At 68.6% G+C, this 16,779-nt stretch carries 15 protein-coding genes and 1 tRNA gene; 2 read left to right on the top strand and 14 right to left on the bottom strand.

Annotation, left to right across the window (positions count from 1 at the left end):
* Positions 1-15: 15 nt before the first annotated feature.
* The 6 genes from ACK4E3_RS08500 to ACK4E3_RS08475 all read right to left on the bottom strand — a co-directional run bounded on the left by ACK4E3_RS08500 (position 16) and on the right by ACK4E3_RS08475 (position 4,496).
* Complete coding sequence (locus tag ACK4E3_RS08500; protein WP_409699157.1) at positions 16-318, bottom strand: hypothetical protein; 303 nt, start codon at positions 316-318, stop codon at positions 16-18.
* Between the two features lie 58 nt (positions 319-376).
* Positions 377-694, bottom strand: coding sequence for an NAD(P) transhydrogenase subunit alpha (locus ACK4E3_RS08495; RefSeq protein ID WP_409699154.1), 318 nt, complete (start codon positions 692-694; stop codon positions 377-379).
* Positions 695-712: 18 nt separating this feature from the next.
* Entirely contained in the window at positions 713-1,084 is a 372-nt protein-coding gene (locus tag ACK4E3_RS08490; RefSeq protein ID WP_409699151.1) for a hypothetical protein, read from the bottom strand.
* Positions 1,084-2,220, bottom strand: a complete 1,137-nt coding sequence (locus tag ACK4E3_RS08485) for a Re/Si-specific NAD(P)(+) transhydrogenase subunit alpha (protein ID WP_409699148.1) — start codon at positions 2,218-2,220, stop codon at positions 1,084-1,086. Before ACK4E3_RS08485 ends, ACK4E3_RS08490 begins: the two co-directional genes overlap by 1 nt.
* Positions 2,221-2,356: 136 nt before the next feature.
* The gene (locus ACK4E3_RS08480; protein ID WP_409699145.1) at positions 2,357-2,596 is read right to left on the bottom strand and encodes an aa3-type cytochrome c oxidase subunit IV; all 240 of its coding nucleotides are present in this window, start codon (positions 2,594-2,596) and stop codon (positions 2,357-2,359) included.
* A 106-nt stretch (positions 2,597-2,702) separates the two neighbouring features.
* Positions 2,703-4,496 (bottom strand): M3 family oligoendopeptidase, encoded by a 1,794-nt coding sequence (locus tag ACK4E3_RS08475; protein WP_409699143.1) that lies wholly within the window; start codon positions 4,494-4,496, stop codon positions 2,703-2,705.
* Positions 4,497-4,670: 174 nt separating this feature from the next.
* Here ACK4E3_RS08475 and ACK4E3_RS08470 point away from each other — a divergent pair, with 174 nt between their 5' ends.
* Entirely contained in the window at positions 4,671-6,107 is a 1,437-nt protein-coding gene (locus tag ACK4E3_RS08470) for a sigma-54-dependent transcriptional regulator (RefSeq protein ID WP_409699140.1), read from the top strand.
* Positions 6,108-6,276: 169 nt separating this feature from the next.
* On the opposite strand, the gene ACK4E3_RS08465 is transcribed toward ACK4E3_RS08470, so the two are convergent.
* The 7 genes from ACK4E3_RS08465 to ACK4E3_RS08435 all read right to left on the bottom strand — a co-directional run bounded on the left by ACK4E3_RS08465 (position 6,277) and on the right by ACK4E3_RS08435 (position 12,987).
* Positions 6,277-8,121, bottom strand: a complete 1,845-nt coding sequence (locus ACK4E3_RS08465) for a ubiquitin-activating E1 FCCH domain-containing protein (RefSeq protein WP_409699137.1) — start codon at positions 8,119-8,121, stop codon at positions 6,277-6,279.
* 118 nt (positions 8,122-8,239) lie between these two features.
* Positions 8,240-8,944, bottom strand: a complete 705-nt coding sequence (gene mtgA / locus ACK4E3_RS08460; RefSeq protein WP_409699134.1) for a monofunctional biosynthetic peptidoglycan transglycosylase — start codon at positions 8,942-8,944, stop codon at positions 8,240-8,242.
* Positions 8,945-8,947: 3 nt separating this feature from the next.
* Positions 8,948-9,931: a WD40 repeat domain-containing protein gene (locus ACK4E3_RS08455; protein ID WP_409699131.1), complete on the bottom strand. Its 984-nt coding sequence runs from the start codon at positions 9,929-9,931 to the stop codon at positions 8,948-8,950.
* Positions 9,928-11,010: a CobW family GTP-binding protein gene (locus ACK4E3_RS08450; RefSeq protein ID WP_409699128.1), complete on the bottom strand. Its 1,083-nt coding sequence runs from the start codon at positions 11,008-11,010 to the stop codon at positions 9,928-9,930. The genes ACK4E3_RS08455 and ACK4E3_RS08450 overlap by 4 nt, the downstream gene beginning before the upstream one ends.
* A 90-nt stretch (positions 11,011-11,100) precedes the next feature.
* Positions 11,101-12,063, bottom strand: coding sequence for a cation diffusion facilitator family transporter (locus ACK4E3_RS08445; RefSeq protein ID WP_409699125.1), 963 nt, complete (start codon positions 12,061-12,063; stop codon positions 11,101-11,103).
* Positions 12,063-12,734 (bottom strand): hypothetical protein, encoded by a 672-nt coding sequence (locus ACK4E3_RS08440; RefSeq protein ID WP_409699122.1) that lies wholly within the window; start codon positions 12,732-12,734, stop codon positions 12,063-12,065. The genes ACK4E3_RS08445 and ACK4E3_RS08440 overlap by 1 nt, the downstream gene beginning before the upstream one ends.
* A gap of 176 nt (positions 12,735-12,910) precedes the next feature.
* Positions 12,911-12,987, bottom strand: a tRNA-Arg gene (locus tag ACK4E3_RS08435).
* Between the two features lie 304 nt (positions 12,988-13,291).
* On the opposite strand from ACK4E3_RS08435, the gene ACK4E3_RS08430 reads away from it, so the two are divergent.
* Positions 13,292-15,043, top strand: coding sequence for a gamma-glutamyltransferase family protein (locus ACK4E3_RS08430; RefSeq protein WP_409701190.1), 1,752 nt, complete (start codon positions 13,292-13,294; stop codon positions 15,041-15,043).
* Here the strand turns inward: ACK4E3_RS08430 and ACK4E3_RS08425 are convergent.
* Entirely contained in the window at positions 15,034-16,635 is a 1,602-nt protein-coding gene (locus ACK4E3_RS08425; protein WP_409699119.1) for a sensor histidine kinase, read from the bottom strand. The genes ACK4E3_RS08430 and ACK4E3_RS08425 overlap by 10 nt on opposite strands.
* Positions 16,636-16,779 lie beyond the last annotated feature (144 nt).

Genomic DNA, 16,779 nt, shown 5'->3' with positions numbered 1-16,779 from the left:
AGCGTGTCTGGGATTTCAGCGTGTCTGGGTTGGATCGGAAGGCGGCCTGCCCGCACTGGTGCGCGACAGGCGGAACAGGGCGGCGGCGATGAAGATGGGGCCAAGCACCACCAGCACCCAGTCGAACACGTTCATGCTGCGGTCCTGCAAGGTGATGCGCAGCAAGATGGCCCCGAACACCAGCACCATGCCCGCGTCCTGAAAACGCATGCGCCCAATGGGGTTCTTCTCGCCGAACCAGGCCCACAGCCACAGGCCCACGCCCAGACCGGTGGCGATCCAGGAAACGGGCTCGGCAAGGGCGGCAATCGAGGTCAAACGCGAAGCTCATGAGGGTTGAAAGGCGGCAGGGCCGGTGCGGGCGGGCGGGATCGGATCATGCCTTGGGTTTGCGGCGATACATGGCCAGCATCCGCCGCGTCACCAGAAAGCCCCCGAAGATGTTGACGCTGGCCATGGTCACGGCGGCCACGCCGGCGGCCTTGGCGATCCAGGCGTTCGGCCCTTCGGCCGCACCCGCTGCCGCTGCCGCCGCGATCAGGCCGCCCACGATGATGACCGAGGAAATGGCGTTGGTGACGCTCATCAGCGGCGTGTGCAGCGCCGGTGTCACCGACCAGACGACGTAGTAGCCGACAAAGATGGCCAGCACGAAGATGGCCAGGCGAAAGATCGTGGGATCGACGGCTTCCATTTCAGTGAACCCTCATCACTACCTGATCGAAATCAGACGCGCGTCAATGCAGACGATGTCGCCCAAGTGCCATGCCGAAATCGGCTCAAAGCAATCCGCTTCGATCTCGACCATATCGCCCGCATAAGGACGGTCAGTTTCATCGTCGGCCCAACTCACCTGAATCCAGCGCCCTTCGACCTGAAAAATCTCACCGGTTTCTGGGGACGAGCCCTCTACACAAAACGGGCGCAGCGTCCGAAGAAATCCGCTGCGAATGTAAGTTCCGTTAGGATGAGAAGACTCAACAAAGCGGTACTCCCCTGAGATCAGGTCGCCCGGCCCAAGACAGTTCAACGTTTCTTTTGGTCCCATCGCAAAAAATGCATGGGCGATCATCCAGAGAACCATCACTTGAGCCCCTCGTGCACGATCTGCCCGCCGTGGGTGATCAGGCTGGCCCCGATGATCTCGTCCTCGCGATCAAGCTGCACTGCCCCATCGCGCACCAGCAGGCCCGCCAGCGCCGCCAGATTGCGCGCATAGAGCGCCGAGGCGTCCGCCGCGATCCGGCCCGGCAGGTTGGAAAAGCCCGCGATCATCACCCCGCCGGGCGTGGTCACGACCTGATCGGGGCGCGAGCCCTCCACATTGCCGCCGCTCTCGACCGCCAGATCAATCAGCACGGCGCCGGGCTTCATGGTGCCGATGTGGGCGGCGCTGACCAGTCGCGGCGCGGGGCGGCCGGGGATCAGCGCCGTGGTGATGACCACGTCCTGCTTGGTGATGTGGCTGGCGGTCAGCTCGGCCTGCCTGGCCTGATATTCCGCCGACATGGGCCTGGCATAGCCCGCCGCCGTCTCTGCGGCCCTGAACTCCTCGTCCTCGACCGCGATGAACTTGGCCCCGAGGCTCTCGACCTGCTCCTTGGCGGCCGGGCGCACGTCCGTGGCCGTGACCACCGCGCCCAGACGCCTCGCCGTGGCGATGGCCTGAAGCCCCGCCACGCCTGCGCCCATGACGAACACCTTGGCCGCCGCCACCGTGCCCGCCGCCGTCATCATCATGGGAAAGCCCCGGCCATAAAGGTGCGCGGCCTCGATCACGGCGCGATATCCGGCCAGATTGGCCTGGGAGGACAGCGCATCCATCGCCTGCGCGCGGGTGATGCGCGGCACGAACTCCATGGCGATGGCGCTGAGCCCTGCACTGGCGAGGGACTTCAGCGTGTCCTTCTCGCGCCAGGCATCGAGCAGGCCGATGACCACGGTGCCAGGCTTCAGCGCGCTGATCTCCTGCGCCGCCGGCCCGCGCACCTTGAGCAGTATGTCCGCAGGGCCGAGCGCGCGCGCGGTATCGGCAGCGATCTCGGCACCGGCGGCCTCATAGTCCGCATCGGGAATGGAGGACGACAGCCCCGCCCCGGTCTCGACCAGCACCCGCGCGCCCAGACCTTTCAAAATCTTGACCGAGGCCGGCGTTGCCGCCACGCGGGTCTCGCCGTCGCGGCGCTCACGGCTTACGGCGATCACGACAGACACGCGCATCCTCCCTCAGGGCCTTGAGCGAGGACGTTAGGATGTTTCGCAAAGAGTCGTCAAAGGCTCTGATGACACCGGTGGACAACAAGAGTGCGCGACACGCCTCGCAGCCGGTCACAACGCAGCTGTCCGAGGCGGTGCCTCAGTGCGCGGCAGGCTTCTCGCGCAGGAAGAAGATCCCCAGCGCCAGCGCCACCACCGATACCACCAGCGCCGTCAGGAAGCTGCCCTGCGGCATGAACCACAGCACGAGGAACAGCACGCCCACCGCGACCGCCAGCGAGCCCCACTTGGTCATGAGCATGAACAGCGACCAGGTCGAGGACTGCTCGCCGATCTCCATGCTGCCGCGCTCATAGTCGTTGGGGGTTCCGCCAGCCATGGGCCGATCTCCGTTCATCCGGTGCAATTGCGCGCGGACTATAGCGATCCGCGCGCGCCGCTCAAGTCACCGCTGATCTGTGCTCACGTCCTCACTGTCGCAGGGCTCAGCCACCCACCTGCGCCTCGAAGGCGTCCACCAGCCGCTCCAGCCGCTTCAGCCCCGTGGCCCAGAAGGACGGCTCGCGCGGGTCAAGGCCGAAGGGCGCCAGCGCCTCGACATAGCCCTTCGCCCCGCCCGCGCCCAGCAGATCGCGATACAGCGGTGCAAAGCCCTCGGGATCGGCCGCACGCCGCTCCATCAGGCTGGCCACCAGCAGGTCGCCGAACGCATAGGCATAAACATAGAAAGGCGTGTGCACGAAATGGGGCACATAGGCCCAGTAAACCTCGTAGCCGGGGTTCAGCCGCACGGCCGGGCCAAGGCTCTCGCCCATCACCTCGCACCAGATGCGCCCCAGGGCGTCCGCGCTCACCTCACCTTCGGCCCGCTGCGCGTGCACGCGCGCCTCGAAGCTGTGAAAGGCGATCTGGCGCACCACGGTGTTGAGGCCGTCCTCGATGCGCGAGGCCAGCAGGCCCCGCTGTTCGGCAGCGGGCGCGTGCTCCAGCAGGTGCTCGAACGTCAGGCCCTCGGCAAAGATCGAGGCCGTCTCGGCCAGGGTGAGCGGCGTCTGGGACAGCAAGGTGCCCTGGCTGCGCGCCAGTTCCTGATGCACGCCGTGGCCCAGCTCGTGCGCCAGGGTCAGCACGTCGCGCCGCTCGCCCATCCAGTTCATGAAGATATAGGGATGGCTGCTGGCCACCACGGGGTGCGCAAAGGCCCCGGCCTGCTTGCCGGGTCTGGGCGCGGCATCGATCCAGCCGTTCTCGAAGAAGCTGCGCGCGATGGCCTCGAAGGGCTGGCCGAGGCGCGCGAAGCTGTGCAGCACGATCTCGCGGCCCTCGTCCCAGTCATAGCTGCGCGGGGCCTTGGCCGTCAGAGGCGCGTTGCGGTCCCAGTGATCGAGCTGGCTGCGGCCCATGGCGCGCGCCTTGAGCCGGTAATAGCGGTGCGAGATCGCCGGGGCGGACGCGCGCACGGCCTCGACCATGGCCTCGACCGCTTCGGGATCGACCCGGTTGTCCAGATGGCGCGAGGCGGCCGGATCGGAAAAGCCGCGCCAGCGATCCTCCAGCGCCTTTTCCTGAATGACCGTGTTCAGACACAGCGCCAGCACGGGTGCCTTGTCCGCCAGCACCTTCGACAGATGTCCCGCACTGGCCTTGCGCACCGAGCTGCGCAGATCGCTCAGGTCGTTCAGCGCCTCGCTGAGCGAGCGGCCTTCGGGGCCGACCTTGAGGGCGGCGAGCGTCTCGTCGAACAGTCGCGGCCACTGGGCGGCAATGGCGCTGCGCTCGGCAAGGAAGCGCTCCATCTCGTCCGACAGCTCGTGAGCGCGGCGAGCGCGCACCTGATCGAGCCAGGGCCGCCAGCGCAAGAGCGGTGCGTGAGCCCGCGCCGCCGCCTCCAGCGCCCCGTCGCTGAGGCGGTTGATCTCTGGCCCCAGCCAGACCGTCAGGGCCGCCATCTGGCCGATGCGTGCGCGCACATCGGCCTCGAAGGCGACGCGGCGCCCATCCAGCCGGTTCGCAGCCGCCATCAGTCCCGCATAGGCCGCCACGCGCCCCAGCGCGTCGGTCAGGGCCTCATAGTCCCCGATCAGGGCATCGAGCGTCTCGCCAAGCCTTGCCGGCTCGCCCGCCAGTGGCACCAGGGTGCCCGCCCTGGCCGAAAAGGCCTGCGCCTGCTCGCCCGCGCGGGCCAGATCCGCCTCGATGCGCGGATCGTCCAGTGAGGCATAAAGCTCGGAAAGATCCCACTGCGGCAGGGCGGCTTTGGTGCGAAAGGGTGCGTTCATGGTCTCAAGGTGTGGGGTCGGATGGCGCGCGGCGCAAGTTGCGCATCTGATCGGTGCACCCCTTAAACCCGATCTTCACGCCCTTGCGGCTAGGTTTGTGCCGAAACGAGCCTGCCCGCACCCGGTCCCTGCCCGGCGGCGAGGCCGGCCAGATGGTGATGGAGACCGGCTTTCATGGCCAGAAACGTGCTGGTGGTCGACGACGACCCCACGATCCACCGACTGGTGCAGTCCGTGCTCGAGCGCGAGGGCTTCGGCGTCATCCATGCCGAAAACGGCCAGAGCGCGCTCGACCAGCTTTCGGGCGGTGCGGCCATCGACGTGGTGCTGCTCGATCTCAACATGCCCGGCCTGTCGGGCATGGAAACCCTTGGCCAGATGCGCGCGCGCGGCCTGCGCACGCCCGTGATCGTGCTGACGGCGACCGGCGGCATCGACACCGTGGTGCGGGCCATGCAGGCCGGGGCACGCGACTTCTTCATCAAGCCCGCCAGCGCCGAGCGCATTCTGGTCTCGATCCGCAACGCCCTCGAGATGGGCGATCTGGCCGGCGAGGTCGACCGCCTGAAAAAGCACGTCTCGGGGCGCACCAGCTTCGATGATCTGGTCGGCGCATCGCCCGCCATGATGCAGCTCAAGGCCTTGGGCACGCGCGCGGCGGGATCGAACATTCCGGTGCTGATCACGGGCGAGAGCGGCGTGGGCAAGGAAGTCATCGCGCGCGCCCTGCATGGCGCATCGGACCGGCGCGGCAAGCCGTTCGTGGCCGTCAACTGCGGCGCCCTGCCCGCCAATCTGGTGGAATCGATCCTGTTCGGCCACGAGAAGGGCAGCTTTACCGGCGCCACCGACAAGCACCCCGGCAAGTTCCGCGAGGCGGACGGGGGCACCTTGTTCCTCGACGAGGTGGGCGAGCTGCCCCTTGAGATGCAGGTCAAGCTGCTGCGCGTGCTTCAGGAAGGCGAGATCGACCCCGTGGGTGCGCGCCGCAGCGTGAAGATCGACGTGCGCATCGTGTCGGCCACCAACCGCGATCTGGCGCTGGGGGTGAAGGACGGCAGCTTCCGCGAGGATCTGTTCTATCGCCTCAACGTCTTTCCGCTGGAGGCCCCGCCCCTTCGAGAGCGGCGCGAGGACATTCCGGCCCTGGTCCAGCACTTCATCAGCCGCTTCAACGTCGAGGAAGGCAAGCGCGTCGCCGGAGCGGCCCCGGAGACCATGGAGATGCTGGTGGCCCACGACTGGCCGGGCAATGTGCGCCAGCTGGAGAACGCCATCTATCGCGCCATCGTGCTCAGCGACGGGCCCTATCTGCAACTGCACGACTTCCCGGCCATATCGGGCGTGGCCATGCCGGTGCCGGCAGAGGCCCTGCCCGCGCCCGCATCGGCACCGGCCATCGAGATGCCCGCCGCTCCGGTCCAGATTCTCGACGCGCGCGGGCACCTGCGCACCCTTGAGGACATCGAGCGCGACCTGATCCAGCACGCCATCGAGGTCTATGCCGGGCACATGTCCGAGATCGCCCGCAGGCTCGGCATCGGCCGCTCGACGCTCTATCGCAAGGTGCGCGAGCAGGGCCTTGAGGGATCGCTGCGCGAAGCGGGCTAAAAGCCGCCGACACCACGCACTGTAACCAGACGGCCCGGACCCGCCTCCGGGCCGTTTTCGCATGGCTGTAAAAAGATAAGGGGCCGCCAAAAGAAAGGGCGTCGGCTGCGACACCGACGCCTCAAGGTGCGTGCCCGAGATCAGGGATCAGCCACGCGGGAGAAAGGGTTCAGCGCGCGATGCGCAGCGAGGAGATGTCGCGGCCGATGGCGCGGAAGGCCTCGCGCAGGCTGGTGCCACCTTCGGGCATATAGACGTTGCCCGGCGAAGAGGCGCAGTCGCGCATCAGCTCGCCCACCTCCGGCATATCGAGCACATTGAAGCCCACGGTGTAGAGGATGATGCCGTCCTGCTTCATGGCGTTGCAAAGGGCTCTCGCCTGGGTGAAGGCCCCGCCGTTGGTGGCATTGCAGTTGATCTGGTTCGCCAGAGCACCGCTGCCGGTGGTCGAGCTGCGCGAGACCACGCCGTTGCAATAGGCGGTGTTGAACTCCCCGTCGGTCATCAGGATGACCACCTTCATGGTCTCCAGCGGATCGTGCGGGGCGGGACGCCCCTCGCCCGAGAATATCGTGCCGAACACCGGCGAGACGGTGTACCAGCCCCACGCCAGACCGATCTGACCGGCGGTCGAGCCGCCCGCCTGAAGGCTGGTGACCAGATTGCGAAGCTGGGTGCGGTTGCTGGTCAGCGGCATGAGCTGCTGGGTGGGACATGGGTTGGGCGAAGTCGGATAGTTGGCGCTGACCAGAGCCGTGGACGGATGGCTGTCGCGATAGGCATGGGTACCCGTGCGCTCGGCCACGCACGAGCTGATCTGCAGGGTCATGGGATTGCCCGTGCCCGTGGTGAAGGCGAAATACTGACAGCCATAGGACGCGCACCACGCCTGACCGCCCGAGCTGTAAAGCGCGCCATTGCCCGGATCGGAGCCTTCGAGCACGAAGGTGTTGGCCGCCCGCTCGCGCACGGTGAAGGTCTGGTTGTTGATCGCCGGCATCCCCGCCAGGGCGGTGATGTGCACCGGGCTGCCGTTCTGGAAGCCGTGGCTGTTCGAGGTGACGGTGACCGCGCAGTCGCTGCGCAGGCACTGGCGGATGGTGCCGCCCGAGGAATAATTGCTGAACGACGAGCTGCTCAGGCCCTGAATCTGGAAGGTGTTGTTGGTGCGGTTGGTCACCACGCCATAGCGGCCGTTGATCTGGGTCATGCCGCTGACGCCGCTGATGTGCACGACGTTGCCGTTCTGGAAGCCGTGACCGTTCGATGTGATGGTCACGGTCGAGGCGCGGGTGATGGCGCTGATGTTGCGCGCATTGCCGGTGTGCCAGACGGCATTGGTGATGCCGCGCGCGGGCGGGGGCGTGCCGCGGGCCGTGTTGGCGAGGTTTCCGACATTGACGCCCATGGAATAGGGCACCACGGACATGCGCGAATAATAGGGCGTCTGCACGTCCTGCACGACCAGGTCCACCAGCTCGCTGGCGGCGTTGCGCAGGTCGATGATGGGCTGGCCCGCCATGGAACCGGTGATGTCGAGCACCAGCGCCACCTCGAGGTTCTTGGACGAGCGGATGACCTCGGAGTTCACGCCCACATTGATGAGATCGCCGAGGAACATGTTGGACACCAGCGTGTCCACGCGCGCCTTGCTCGACGCCACGACCACGCCGTCGTCGAGCAGGCGGAACTGGGTCTGGCCCTCCAGCAGGCTTGCGCCCTGAAAGGCCTGCATGTTGGCGCGCAAGGTGGCCATGCCGATGCGCGCGATCTCGTCATCGGTGGTCGCGCCCGAGCGCGCCGCCGCCAGGGTGGCGGCATCGAGCGCATCCTGAAGGTTCATGCGCACCGTTGTGGCACGGTGGATGTCCACGCCCGCCACGGCCATCAGGGTCAGGGGCGGCAGGGCAATGGCGAACATCATGGCCACGCCGCCGTCCCGCGACAGGCGGAAGGCACCGGCAAACCGGCGCAAGCCTGCGGCCACGGCCTCCAGACGCTCAATGATCCTCATGCTTCATCCCCAGCGCAAATCGTCCGGGCGGGCGCACGGCCCACCTCTGCGTGAGGAAGCGTGGCAGATCGCGGTAAATGATCTGCCAGCGCGCGCGGTTAATGCGGAAATAAAGCGCTCAGCGGCGGATGCAGGCGCTCATTCCCTGCTCGCGCACCGTGGCCATGGCGCCCTGAATCTGGGCGGCGCGGCGCCTGACATAAGGCCCCGGCGATGCGGCCTGATAGCGGCGCGGGCTGGGCAGGATCGCCGCCAGCCTTGCGGCCTCGCTGGCGCTCAAGTCGCTCGCCGACTTGCCGAACCAGTGGCGCGCGGCCGCCTCGGCGCCATAGACGCCCGGCCCCCATTCAGCGACGTTCAGATAGACTTCCATGACGCGCCCCTTGGTCCAGACCGCCTCGATCAGGCCTGTGTAGCCCGCCTCCAGCCCCTTGCGCAGCCAGCCGCGCCCCGGCCACAGATAGACGTTCTTGGCCGTCTGCTGGCTCAGGGTGGAGGCCCCGCGCAGCCTGCGCCCGCGCGCATTGGCGGCCATGGCCTGCTCGATGGCCTCGAAGTCGAAGCCCATGTGCGCACAGAAGTTGGCGTCCTCGGCGGCGATCACCGCCTCGATCAGCCGCGGAGAGATCTCGCGCAGCGGGCGCCAGCGATAGTCCAGGCCCTCGCCCTCCAAGCTTCTCTGCACCATCAGCAAGGTCACCGGCACCGGAAAGACGCCGTGCGCCAGCACCCCGCCCACGGGCAGCATCATCAGCACGGCGGCTGCGATCAGGGCCGCGCGCAGCCGCCTGCGCGAGGCCGGTCCTGACGCGGGGGTGTCCATGGCTCAGTCCTGCCCGATGTCTTCGATCATGGCCACACCGTCCTCGCGCCCCACGGCGACCTCGCAGCCGTCCGCGCGCATGGCCAGGGCCGTGACGCCCGCATCCATCTCGTCGCTGACAAAGGCCATCTTGCCCGCCAGCGGCTCGGACCACCACACCAGACCGTTCGACAGGCCCGCCACGATGCGCCCGTGATCGGTGGCGCTGTCCACCAGGGCGACCAGCGCACCGGACTGCTCGCCGATCTCGTGGCCGATCTCGCTGGCCTCGCGGCCCATCGGCCCGTTCTTGCCGTCCAGCGGCCAGATCACCACCCCGCGCGCGCCCGAGGTGGCCAGCCGGCGGCCCCGCTCCATATAGCTCATGGTACGCGTGCGCCCCGGATAGCCGCCCATGCGCATCTCGCGCCCATCCTGCAATCGCCAGCCGTGAAGCTGCTGGTCGTGCATGGCGGTGAAGACGAAGCGATCATCGGGCGAGACGCTGATGCTGCGGTGCGCGCCCGCATGAACGAGACGCTTCGGCGTCTGGCTCTCGATGCGCGCGAACCAGATGCTGACCCCTCCGCTGGCAGCGGTGAACAGCCTGCGCCCGGACGCATCGAAGGCCAGGGCCAGCACGGGCCGCTCGTGGTCCAGAATGCGCCGGAAATGCGGATCGCGCGCATCGAGCACGCTCACCTTGCGCCCGCTCGCCACCGCGATCAGCCCCGAGGTACCGGCGGCGATCTGATCGAACCATGCCCCGCTCTGGCTCAGCAGGCTGTGCGCCCCGTCGCGGCGCGACCAGATCACCTCGCCGTCATCCCCGCCCGTGACGATGCCCTCGCCCGACGGGTGTGCACAGGCGCACAGCACCGCGCCGCCGTGGGCCAGAACCCGCTCGCCGCTGTCGAACACCACCTCGCCCGAGCCCAGCGCGAAGATCGCACCCTTGCTGTCGTAGATCGCCTCGACCACCGGGGAATGGAAATGATGACGCCTCATGCGACGCAGGCCGCAAAGCCGTCGCGCAGCATGGCCTCGTCGAGGTTGCGCCCGATGAAGACCGCGCGGCTGTAGCGCGGCTCGCCGTCACGCCACGGGCGCTGAAGGTCGCCCTCCAGGATCATGTGCACGGCCTGAAACACCAGCCTGCGCTCTTCGCCCGCCACGTCGATGATGCCCTTGGCGCGCAGGATGTCCGCCCCGTGCTCGGCCAGCAGCGCATCGAGCCAGCGCGTCAGGCGCGTGCCGTCCAGCGGGCGATCCGATTGCACCGATACGCCCGCGATGTCATCGCCGTGGTCGTGGCCGCGCGGACCCGTCCCATGGCCATGCTCATGCCCGTGCTCATGATGCCCGTGCCCGTGCTCGTGCTCACAGAGCGCGTCGTGCACATGGCCCGCATGACCGTGGGGCGGATTGGCCAGCCGGTCGCCGCTCTCGCCCATGCGCGTCAGATCAAAGCCCCCGCGCCCCAGCACCTGATCCAGAGGCACCTGCGCGCGCTCGGCGCGGATCAGCGGCGCCAGCGGGTTGAGGCCACGCAGGCGCGCCTCCACCGCCTCAAGCTCGGCCTCGCTGACCAGATCGGTCTTGTTGACCACCAGCAGATCGCCAAAGGCCACCTGGGCGCGGGCCTGTTCGGAATCATCCAGCCGCGCCATGACATGACGCGCATCGACCAGGGTGGTCACGCCATCGAGGCGTGTCTTGGCGCGCACCTCCTCGTCCACCAGAAAGGTCTGGGCGACGGGGCCGGGATCGGCCAGGCCCGTGGTCTCGACGATGATGCCGTCAAAGGCGCGCTCGCCGAGCTTCTGCCTGCGCATCAGGCCACCCACCACCCGGATCAGGTCGCCGCGCACCGTGCAGCAGACACAGCCGTTGTTCATCTCGAACAGGTCCTCGTCCGCGCCGACGACCAGGTCGTTGTCGATGCCGATCTCGCCGAATTCGTTGACGATCACCGCATAGCGCATGCCGTGATCGCCGGTGAGGATGCGATTGAGCAAGGTCGTCTTGCCTGCGCCCAGATAGCCGGTCAGCACGGTGACGGGGATGCGGGTGTCGGAGGAGGTCATGGGTGTCTCGGCGGGCCGTGAGGGGTCGGGCTGGCTAGATGGTCCCGATCGGCGGCAAGAGCAAGGCGAAGCCCTCAGCAGTTGTGGCCTTCAGCAGTCCTGGGCGCAGTCGTGTGCGCCCGGCGCCCCGTCCGGCTCGATCTGGATGGTGACGTGGTGGATGCCAAAGCCCGACTGCGCCACCGATCGAAGCCGTGCCAGCAGGTCCGCGCCCTGATCGGCCTCCGGGTTGTCGGGATGCGTTCGGATGTGCACGCTCATGGCGTTGCGTGTCGTGGACAGCGCCCAGACGTGCAGGTCGTGCACTTCGCTGACGCCCCGCTCGGCCTTCAGCGCAGCGCGCAGCCGGACCACGTCCACCCCCGCAGGCACTCCGTCCAGCGCCAGATTGAACGAGTCCCTGAGCAGCCCCCACGTGCCCGCAAGAATGATCGCCACGATCACCAGCGCCACCGCCGGGTCGATGAAGCGCCAGTCCGTCACCAGCATCAGCGCGCCCACCACCACCACGCCCAGCGAGACGGCCGCGTCGGCCAGCATGTGCAGATAGGCACCGCGCGCATTCAGGTCCGCATGGCGGCCTTTGAGGAACAGCAGCGCCGTTCCCAGATTGATGAAGAAGCCGATGCCGGCGACCACCATGATGGTGACGGAGGCGGGCTGGACCGGCTCCATCAGCCTGTGCACGGCCTCCGAGGCGATCAGGCCGCAGGCGAACACCAGCAGCACGCCGTTGGCCAGGGCCGCCAGAATGGTCGCCTTGCCAAAGCCGTAGGTGCGGGTCGTGCTCGACGACAGGCGCGCCATCCAGGCCGCGCCACCCGCCAGCGCTAGGCCCATCACATCGGCCAGATTGTGCCCCGCATCGGCCAGCAGCGCCGCCGATCCGGTCAGGAAGCCGAAGGTGAACTCGATCGCCACAAAGGCCAGATTGACGATCAGCGCGAGGCCGTAGCGCCAGCCCTCGACCTCGCCCGCACCATGATGGTGATGCCCGTGGTGTCCATGACCATGCCCATGACCGTGTCCATGATGGTGGGAGTGCGCGTGCATCACGGATGATGAAGCAGCACAAATGCCGCCAGCGCAATCAGGGCCACGCCCAGCACCAGGGCTTCGTGGCGAGCCAGCCGCTCCAGCCTCAGCGCCGACACCCCGCCCAGTGCCAGGGCCGTGAAAGCCACCATGCCCGCCAGCGTGCCCAGCCACAGGGCCACAGTAAGCAGCACGATGGCCTGCGCCCCGGCGGCCCCGGCCTGAAGATAGAGCGGCAGCAGCACCTCGCCCGGCGACAGCACCATCATGCCGATCAGCCCGGCCATGGCGGCCAGATCCGAAACGCGCCGTGGCCCCGGCCTGTCTCCTGCGCCCGCGTCTGCCTCGACCCGCCTCTTGCGGCGCGCGCCAAGGCCCCGCCACAGATAGACCAGCCCGAAACCGGCCAGCAGGGCGGCGGTCAGCATCGGCAGCAGACCATCAATCAGGTGATCGAGCGCCACGCCGATCAGGGCGATCAGGCTGCCGATCAGTGCTGTGGAGGCGATATGGGCCGTGGCGGCCACGGCGGTGACGCCCAGAATGCGCGCCGCGCTCCAGCCCTGCCCGCGCCCGACCAGCACGAAGGGCAGCCAGTGCGTCGGCAGGCCCGCGTGCAGCAGCGCAGCCGCAAATGCGCCTGCGAGGCCTCCGCCCATCAACAGTGTCGAGGCCTCGATGCCCGCCATGGCGAGCCCTTAGCGGGCGCGCCCGCCCGCGTCGATCAGATTGTGTGCCCCGCACCGCGCAAATGGCTCAGCGCAAGCGCACACGAGCAGGCAAGCATGGGCAGGCACGCATGGGCAGGCATGGATAGGCCACGGCGTGCCGCACGGGATGTCATGGAGATAATCGGGGAAGAAAATGGCGCGCCCGAAAGGATTCGAACCTCTGACCCCCAGATTCGTAGTCTGGTGCTCTATCCAGCTGAGCTACGGGCGCGCACGCGGTCTTGATCCGCGAAGGGCCGGACACCTAGCCCCGGACGCGCCGCGATGCAAGCCCAGTTTTTCGCACCCTGCCCCCTTTTCGTGACCGCAGGGCGGGTGCCCCTTTGCGCCGGGGCCTGTGACACCCTAATGGCTGGGAGCCTCACGCCGCCACACGAGCCCGCGCCGCCATGCCCGACCCCAAGCCCAAGCCCAAGCCCACCCCCCTGACACTCGCTGCCCTCGCCCGCGCTGCCAGAGCCGTCAGGAGCGCCGCGATCGCGCCCCGGGTCTCGTGGCCGGTCTCGTGGCCGGTCATGCCCCTGGCCGCTGCCGTGGTTGCGGGTCTGGCCATCGCCGCGTGCCAGCCACGGCCCGCGCAGGACATCGCCATTGCCCAGCCCGACATTGTTCAGCCCGGCGCCGCAGTGCCTGCCAGGCAGGACCGGCGCGCCGGTCCCTTCGTGTCTGCCGCCAATCCGCTGGCGGCCGAGGCGGGCATGGCGGTGCTGCGCCGGGGCGGCTCGGCGGTGGATGCGGCGGTGGCCATCCAGGCGGTGCTGGGCCTGGTGGAGCCGCAAAGCTCGGGCCTCGGCGGCGGAGCCTTTCTGCTGCATTATGATGCGCGCACGCGGCTGGTGCGGGCCTATGACGGGCGAGAGAGCGCGCCTGCGGCCACCCGCCCCGACATCTTCATCGAGAACGGCCAGCCGCTGGGCTTTCGCGAGGCGGTGCTCAGCGGGCGCTCCACGGGCGTGCCCGGTGCCGTGGCCATGCTGGCACGCGCCCATGACGATCACGGCACCCTTGAGTGGGCCAGCCTGTTCGGGGATGCAGAGCGTCTGGCCACGGAAGGATTCATCGTCAGCCCGCGCCTTGCCGGGATGATCAACGGACAGGCTCCCCAGGCCGGAACAGACGATGCGCGCGCCTATTTCTCGCGGGCCGACGGCGCGCGCCTTCAGGCCGGAGACCTGCTGCGCAACGAAGCCTATGCCCACAGCCTGCGCCTGATCGCCCGCCATGGGGCGGACGGCCTGCTGCGTGGACCGCTGGCCGAAGCGATCGTGGCCAGTGCCGCACGCGCGCCGCGCCCCGGCGCCCTCACCATGGCCGATCTGGCCGCCTATGAGCCGCGCGTGGGCGAGGCGGTGTGCCGCCCCTGGAGGGTCTATGTGGTGTGCGTGCCGCCGCCGCCTTCCAGCGGCGTGGCCCTGCTGCAGCTGCTGCTGATGGCCGAGCAGGTCGAGGCACTGCGCGATGGCCCCGACTCCGATATGGCGTGGATCGCGTTCGGGCGTTTGCAGCGCCTGATGTATGCCGACCGTGACGCCTTCGTGGGCGATCCGGCCTTTGTGCGCGTGCCGGTCACGGGCCTTCTGTCGCGCGACTATGTGCGGGAACGCAGCCTCCTGTGGCGCGACGCCGCCCTGCCCGAAGCGGGCGATCCGCCCCCCGATCATCACAGCGAGGCCCATGCCAGCCGGGGCCGCGACACCACCGTGGAGGCGCGCGGCACCTCGCATTTCGTCGTGGTCGATGCGGCGGGCAATGCGGTCAGCATGACCACCACGGTCGAGAGCATCTTCGGCTCGGGCCGCATGGCGGGCGGGTTCTTCCTGAACAACCAGCTCACCGATTTCGCCTTCACGCCCACGGATGCGCAAGGCCGCCCGCTGGCCAATGCGCCTGCGCCGGGCAAACGTCCGCGATCGTCCATGAGCCCCGTGATCGTGCTGGATGCCGAGGGCCGTCTCGTGGGCCTGATGGGCTCGCCCGGCGGCAATGCCATACTCGCCTACAACGCCAAGGCCCTGATCGGCACCTTGATGTGGGGGCTGTCCATGCAGGAGGCCATCGACCTGCCCAATCTGGTGGTGCGCGGCGCCAGCGTCGGTGCGGACACCGGCCAGTTTCCCCCTGCACGGCGGGCGGCACTGGCGCAGGCGGGCATGGCGCTGCGGGACAACACGGCCGAGAACTCGGGGCTGCACGGGGGGCTCTGGCGCGACGGTCGCTGGGACGGCGGGGCCGACCGCAGGCGCGAGGGCGTGGCGCTCTATCGCTGATCGGAGCCGGGCTGCGGCGCCTTCGGTGCGGGGCTCTCGGGAAGACTGGTCGGAAGACTGGCCGGAAGACTGGGGGGAATGCTGGGCAGGCGCAGCTCGAAGATGGTGCCCAGCGGGCCGGTATCGACCAGGCTCAGCTCGCCGCCATGATTGCTGGCCAGCTCCGAGGAAATGGCCAGCCCCAGCCCCGTGCCTCCGCGCCGCGTGCTGGAAAAGGGCTGGAACAGGCGCTCGCGCAGGCGCTCGGGCACGCCCGGCCCGTCATCGGCCACCCGGATCAGATCCTGACCATTGATGCAGGTCGCCTCCAGCCGGATGATGCCGCGCCCCTCGCGCGCCTCGTCGGCCTCGATGGCCTCGCGGGCGTTGCGCATCAGGTTGACCAGCATGCGGTGCAGCTGTTCGGGATCGGCATGGACGCGATAGCGCGGCGCGATCTTGCGGATCAGGCGCACGCCCCCCTCCATCAGCCCGGCGTCCTCTGCGGCGGCCGTGACCGCGTGGTTGAGGCTGAGCTTGCGCTTGGCCGGTTCCGGCTCTGCCGCCTTGCCGTATTCGAGCACGTTGCGCGCCAGCGACAGCGCCCGGTCCAGCGCGCGCTCCAGACGCGGCAGGGCCCGCATCACCTCGGGATCGCCCGACATGGCGAGGCGCTCTGACGCCATCTGGGCCGAGGTCAGCATGTTGCGCAGGTCGTGATTGATCTTGGCCACCGCCTCGCCCAGCGCCGCCAGACGCGCGCGCGAGCGCAGGGCGCGGCGCACCTCGGCCTGCATGCGCGACAGCTCGCGCTCGACCTGGCCGATTTCGTCCTCGCGCAGCCTGACGGCATCGTCCTCGCCCGCATGGGGCTCTGCCTCGGGATCGGCGCGGAAGCGGGCGATGGACTGGGTGAGGCGGCGCACCGGGCGCAGCACCATGATGCTGAGGGCGAAATAGAGCAGGCCACCGGCCCCCAGCGCGATCAGGGCCGAGATCAGCAGCATCCGGGTCAGATGCGCGCCCAGATCCTCGCGTAGCGGCGCGGCCGGCACCAGAATCTCGATGTAGTCGCCAGAGCGATAGGTCGGGCTGGCCTTGACGCGCAAGACCCGGCCCTCGGGGCCCAGCAGGGTGCGCCACGGGTCGATCATCCGCGAGGCCAGGCCCGTGGTCTGAAAGTCGATCAGGTCCGGCGCCTGAGCCATGGCGGGCGCGCGCAGCAGCAGGCGCCGCACCCCCTCCTCGCCGACCACCACCGCCGAAACCCCGCCGATCTCCAGCAGCTGCTGGGCGGTGTCTTCCTCGACGAGGTTGTAGGGCAGGGCCTCGACGCCGACCGAGGCCATCTCGGCTGCGCGGATGCGATCCAGAAGCCAGCGCTCATGAAAGGCTGTGGCCGACTGCACCAGCGTGATCGCCGCCACGGCCACGGCAAAGGCGCTGGTCAGCGCCAGAAGCCGGATCGAGAGGCTCGAGCGCAGCACGCTGGTGCCCACCCGGCTGGCGCCCAGCGCGCCCGCCAGCCGCGTCATGACGCGCACCTCGCCCTCGCGCCCGCCCGCGGGGCGGGCCCTTGTCCGGGCCGAAAGGGATGGGGGCGCAGAGGACATGAAAAGCCGTGAAGTCTCGGGTTCAGGATTGCTGGAAAGCGCTTTGGCTCATGCTGTTGTCATGCCAACTGACAGATCCGCCTCAAGGTCGCACCCATCCTAGCAGTTAAGCCGGAGAGCTGCACGGCTCATGCCACCCCAATC

Origin of the sequence: Brevundimonas sp., from assembly GCF_046299595.1 — a bacterium.
GTDB lineage: Bacteria > Pseudomonadota > Alphaproteobacteria > Caulobacterales > Caulobacteraceae > Brevundimonas.
The sequence above is the reverse complement of the archived record's forward strand: the minus strand, read 5'-3'. Positions and strand labels throughout refer to the sequence as shown.

What these genes read in the sequence shown, in the direction of transcription:
- ACK4E3_RS08440 (WP_409699122.1), bottom strand. Translation starts at nt 12,734, where the DNA reads ATGGCGGGCATCGAGGCCTCGACACTGTTGATGGGCGGAGGCCTCGCA.
- ACK4E3_RS08465 (WP_409699137.1), bottom strand. Translation starts at nt 8,121, where the DNA reads ATGAGGATCATTGAGCGTCTGGAGGCCGTGGCCGCAGGCTTGCGCCGG.
- ACK4E3_RS08470 (WP_409699140.1), top strand. Translation starts at nt 4,671, where the DNA reads ATGGCCAGAAACGTGCTGGTGGTCGACGACGACCCCACGATCCACCGA.
- ACK4E3_RS08425 (WP_409699119.1), bottom strand. Translation starts at nt 16,635, where the DNA reads ATGTCCTCTGCGCCCCCATCCCTTTCGGCCCGGACAAGGGCCCGCCCC.
- ACK4E3_RS08490 (WP_409699151.1), bottom strand. Translation starts at nt 1,084, where the DNA reads ATGGTTCTCTGGATGATCGCCCATGCATTTTTTGCGATGGGACCAAAA.
- ACK4E3_RS08450 (WP_409699128.1), bottom strand. Translation starts at nt 11,010, where the DNA reads ATGACCTCCTCCGACACCCGCATCCCCGTCACCGTGCTGACCGGCTAT.
- ACK4E3_RS08495 (WP_409699154.1), bottom strand. Translation starts at nt 694, where the DNA reads ATGGAAGCCGTCGATCCCACGATCTTTCGCCTGGCCATCTTCGTGCTG.
- ACK4E3_RS08480 (WP_409699145.1), bottom strand. Translation starts at nt 2,596, where the DNA reads ATGGCTGGCGGAACCCCCAACGACTATGAGCGCGGCAGCATGGAGATC.
- mtgA (WP_409699134.1), bottom strand. Translation starts at nt 8,944, where the DNA reads ATGGACACCCCCGCGTCAGGACCGGCCTCGCGCAGGCGGCTGCGCGCG.
- ACK4E3_RS08485 (WP_409699148.1), bottom strand. Translation starts at nt 2,220, where the DNA reads ATGCGCGTGTCTGTCGTGATCGCCGTAAGCCGTGAGCGCCGCGACGGC.
- ACK4E3_RS08445 (WP_409699125.1), bottom strand. Translation starts at nt 12,063, where the DNA reads ATGCACGCGCACTCCCACCATCATGGACACGGTCATGGGCATGGTCAT.
- ACK4E3_RS08455 (WP_409699131.1), bottom strand. Translation starts at nt 9,931, where the DNA reads ATGAGGCGTCATCATTTCCATTCCCCGGTGGTCGAGGCGATCTACGAC.
- ACK4E3_RS08430 (WP_409701190.1), top strand. Translation starts at nt 13,292, where the DNA reads ATGCCCCTGGCCGCTGCCGTGGTTGCGGGTCTGGCCATCGCCGCGTGC.
- ACK4E3_RS08475 (WP_409699143.1), bottom strand. Translation starts at nt 4,496, where the DNA reads ATGAACGCACCCTTTCGCACCAAAGCCGCCCTGCCGCAGTGGGATCTT.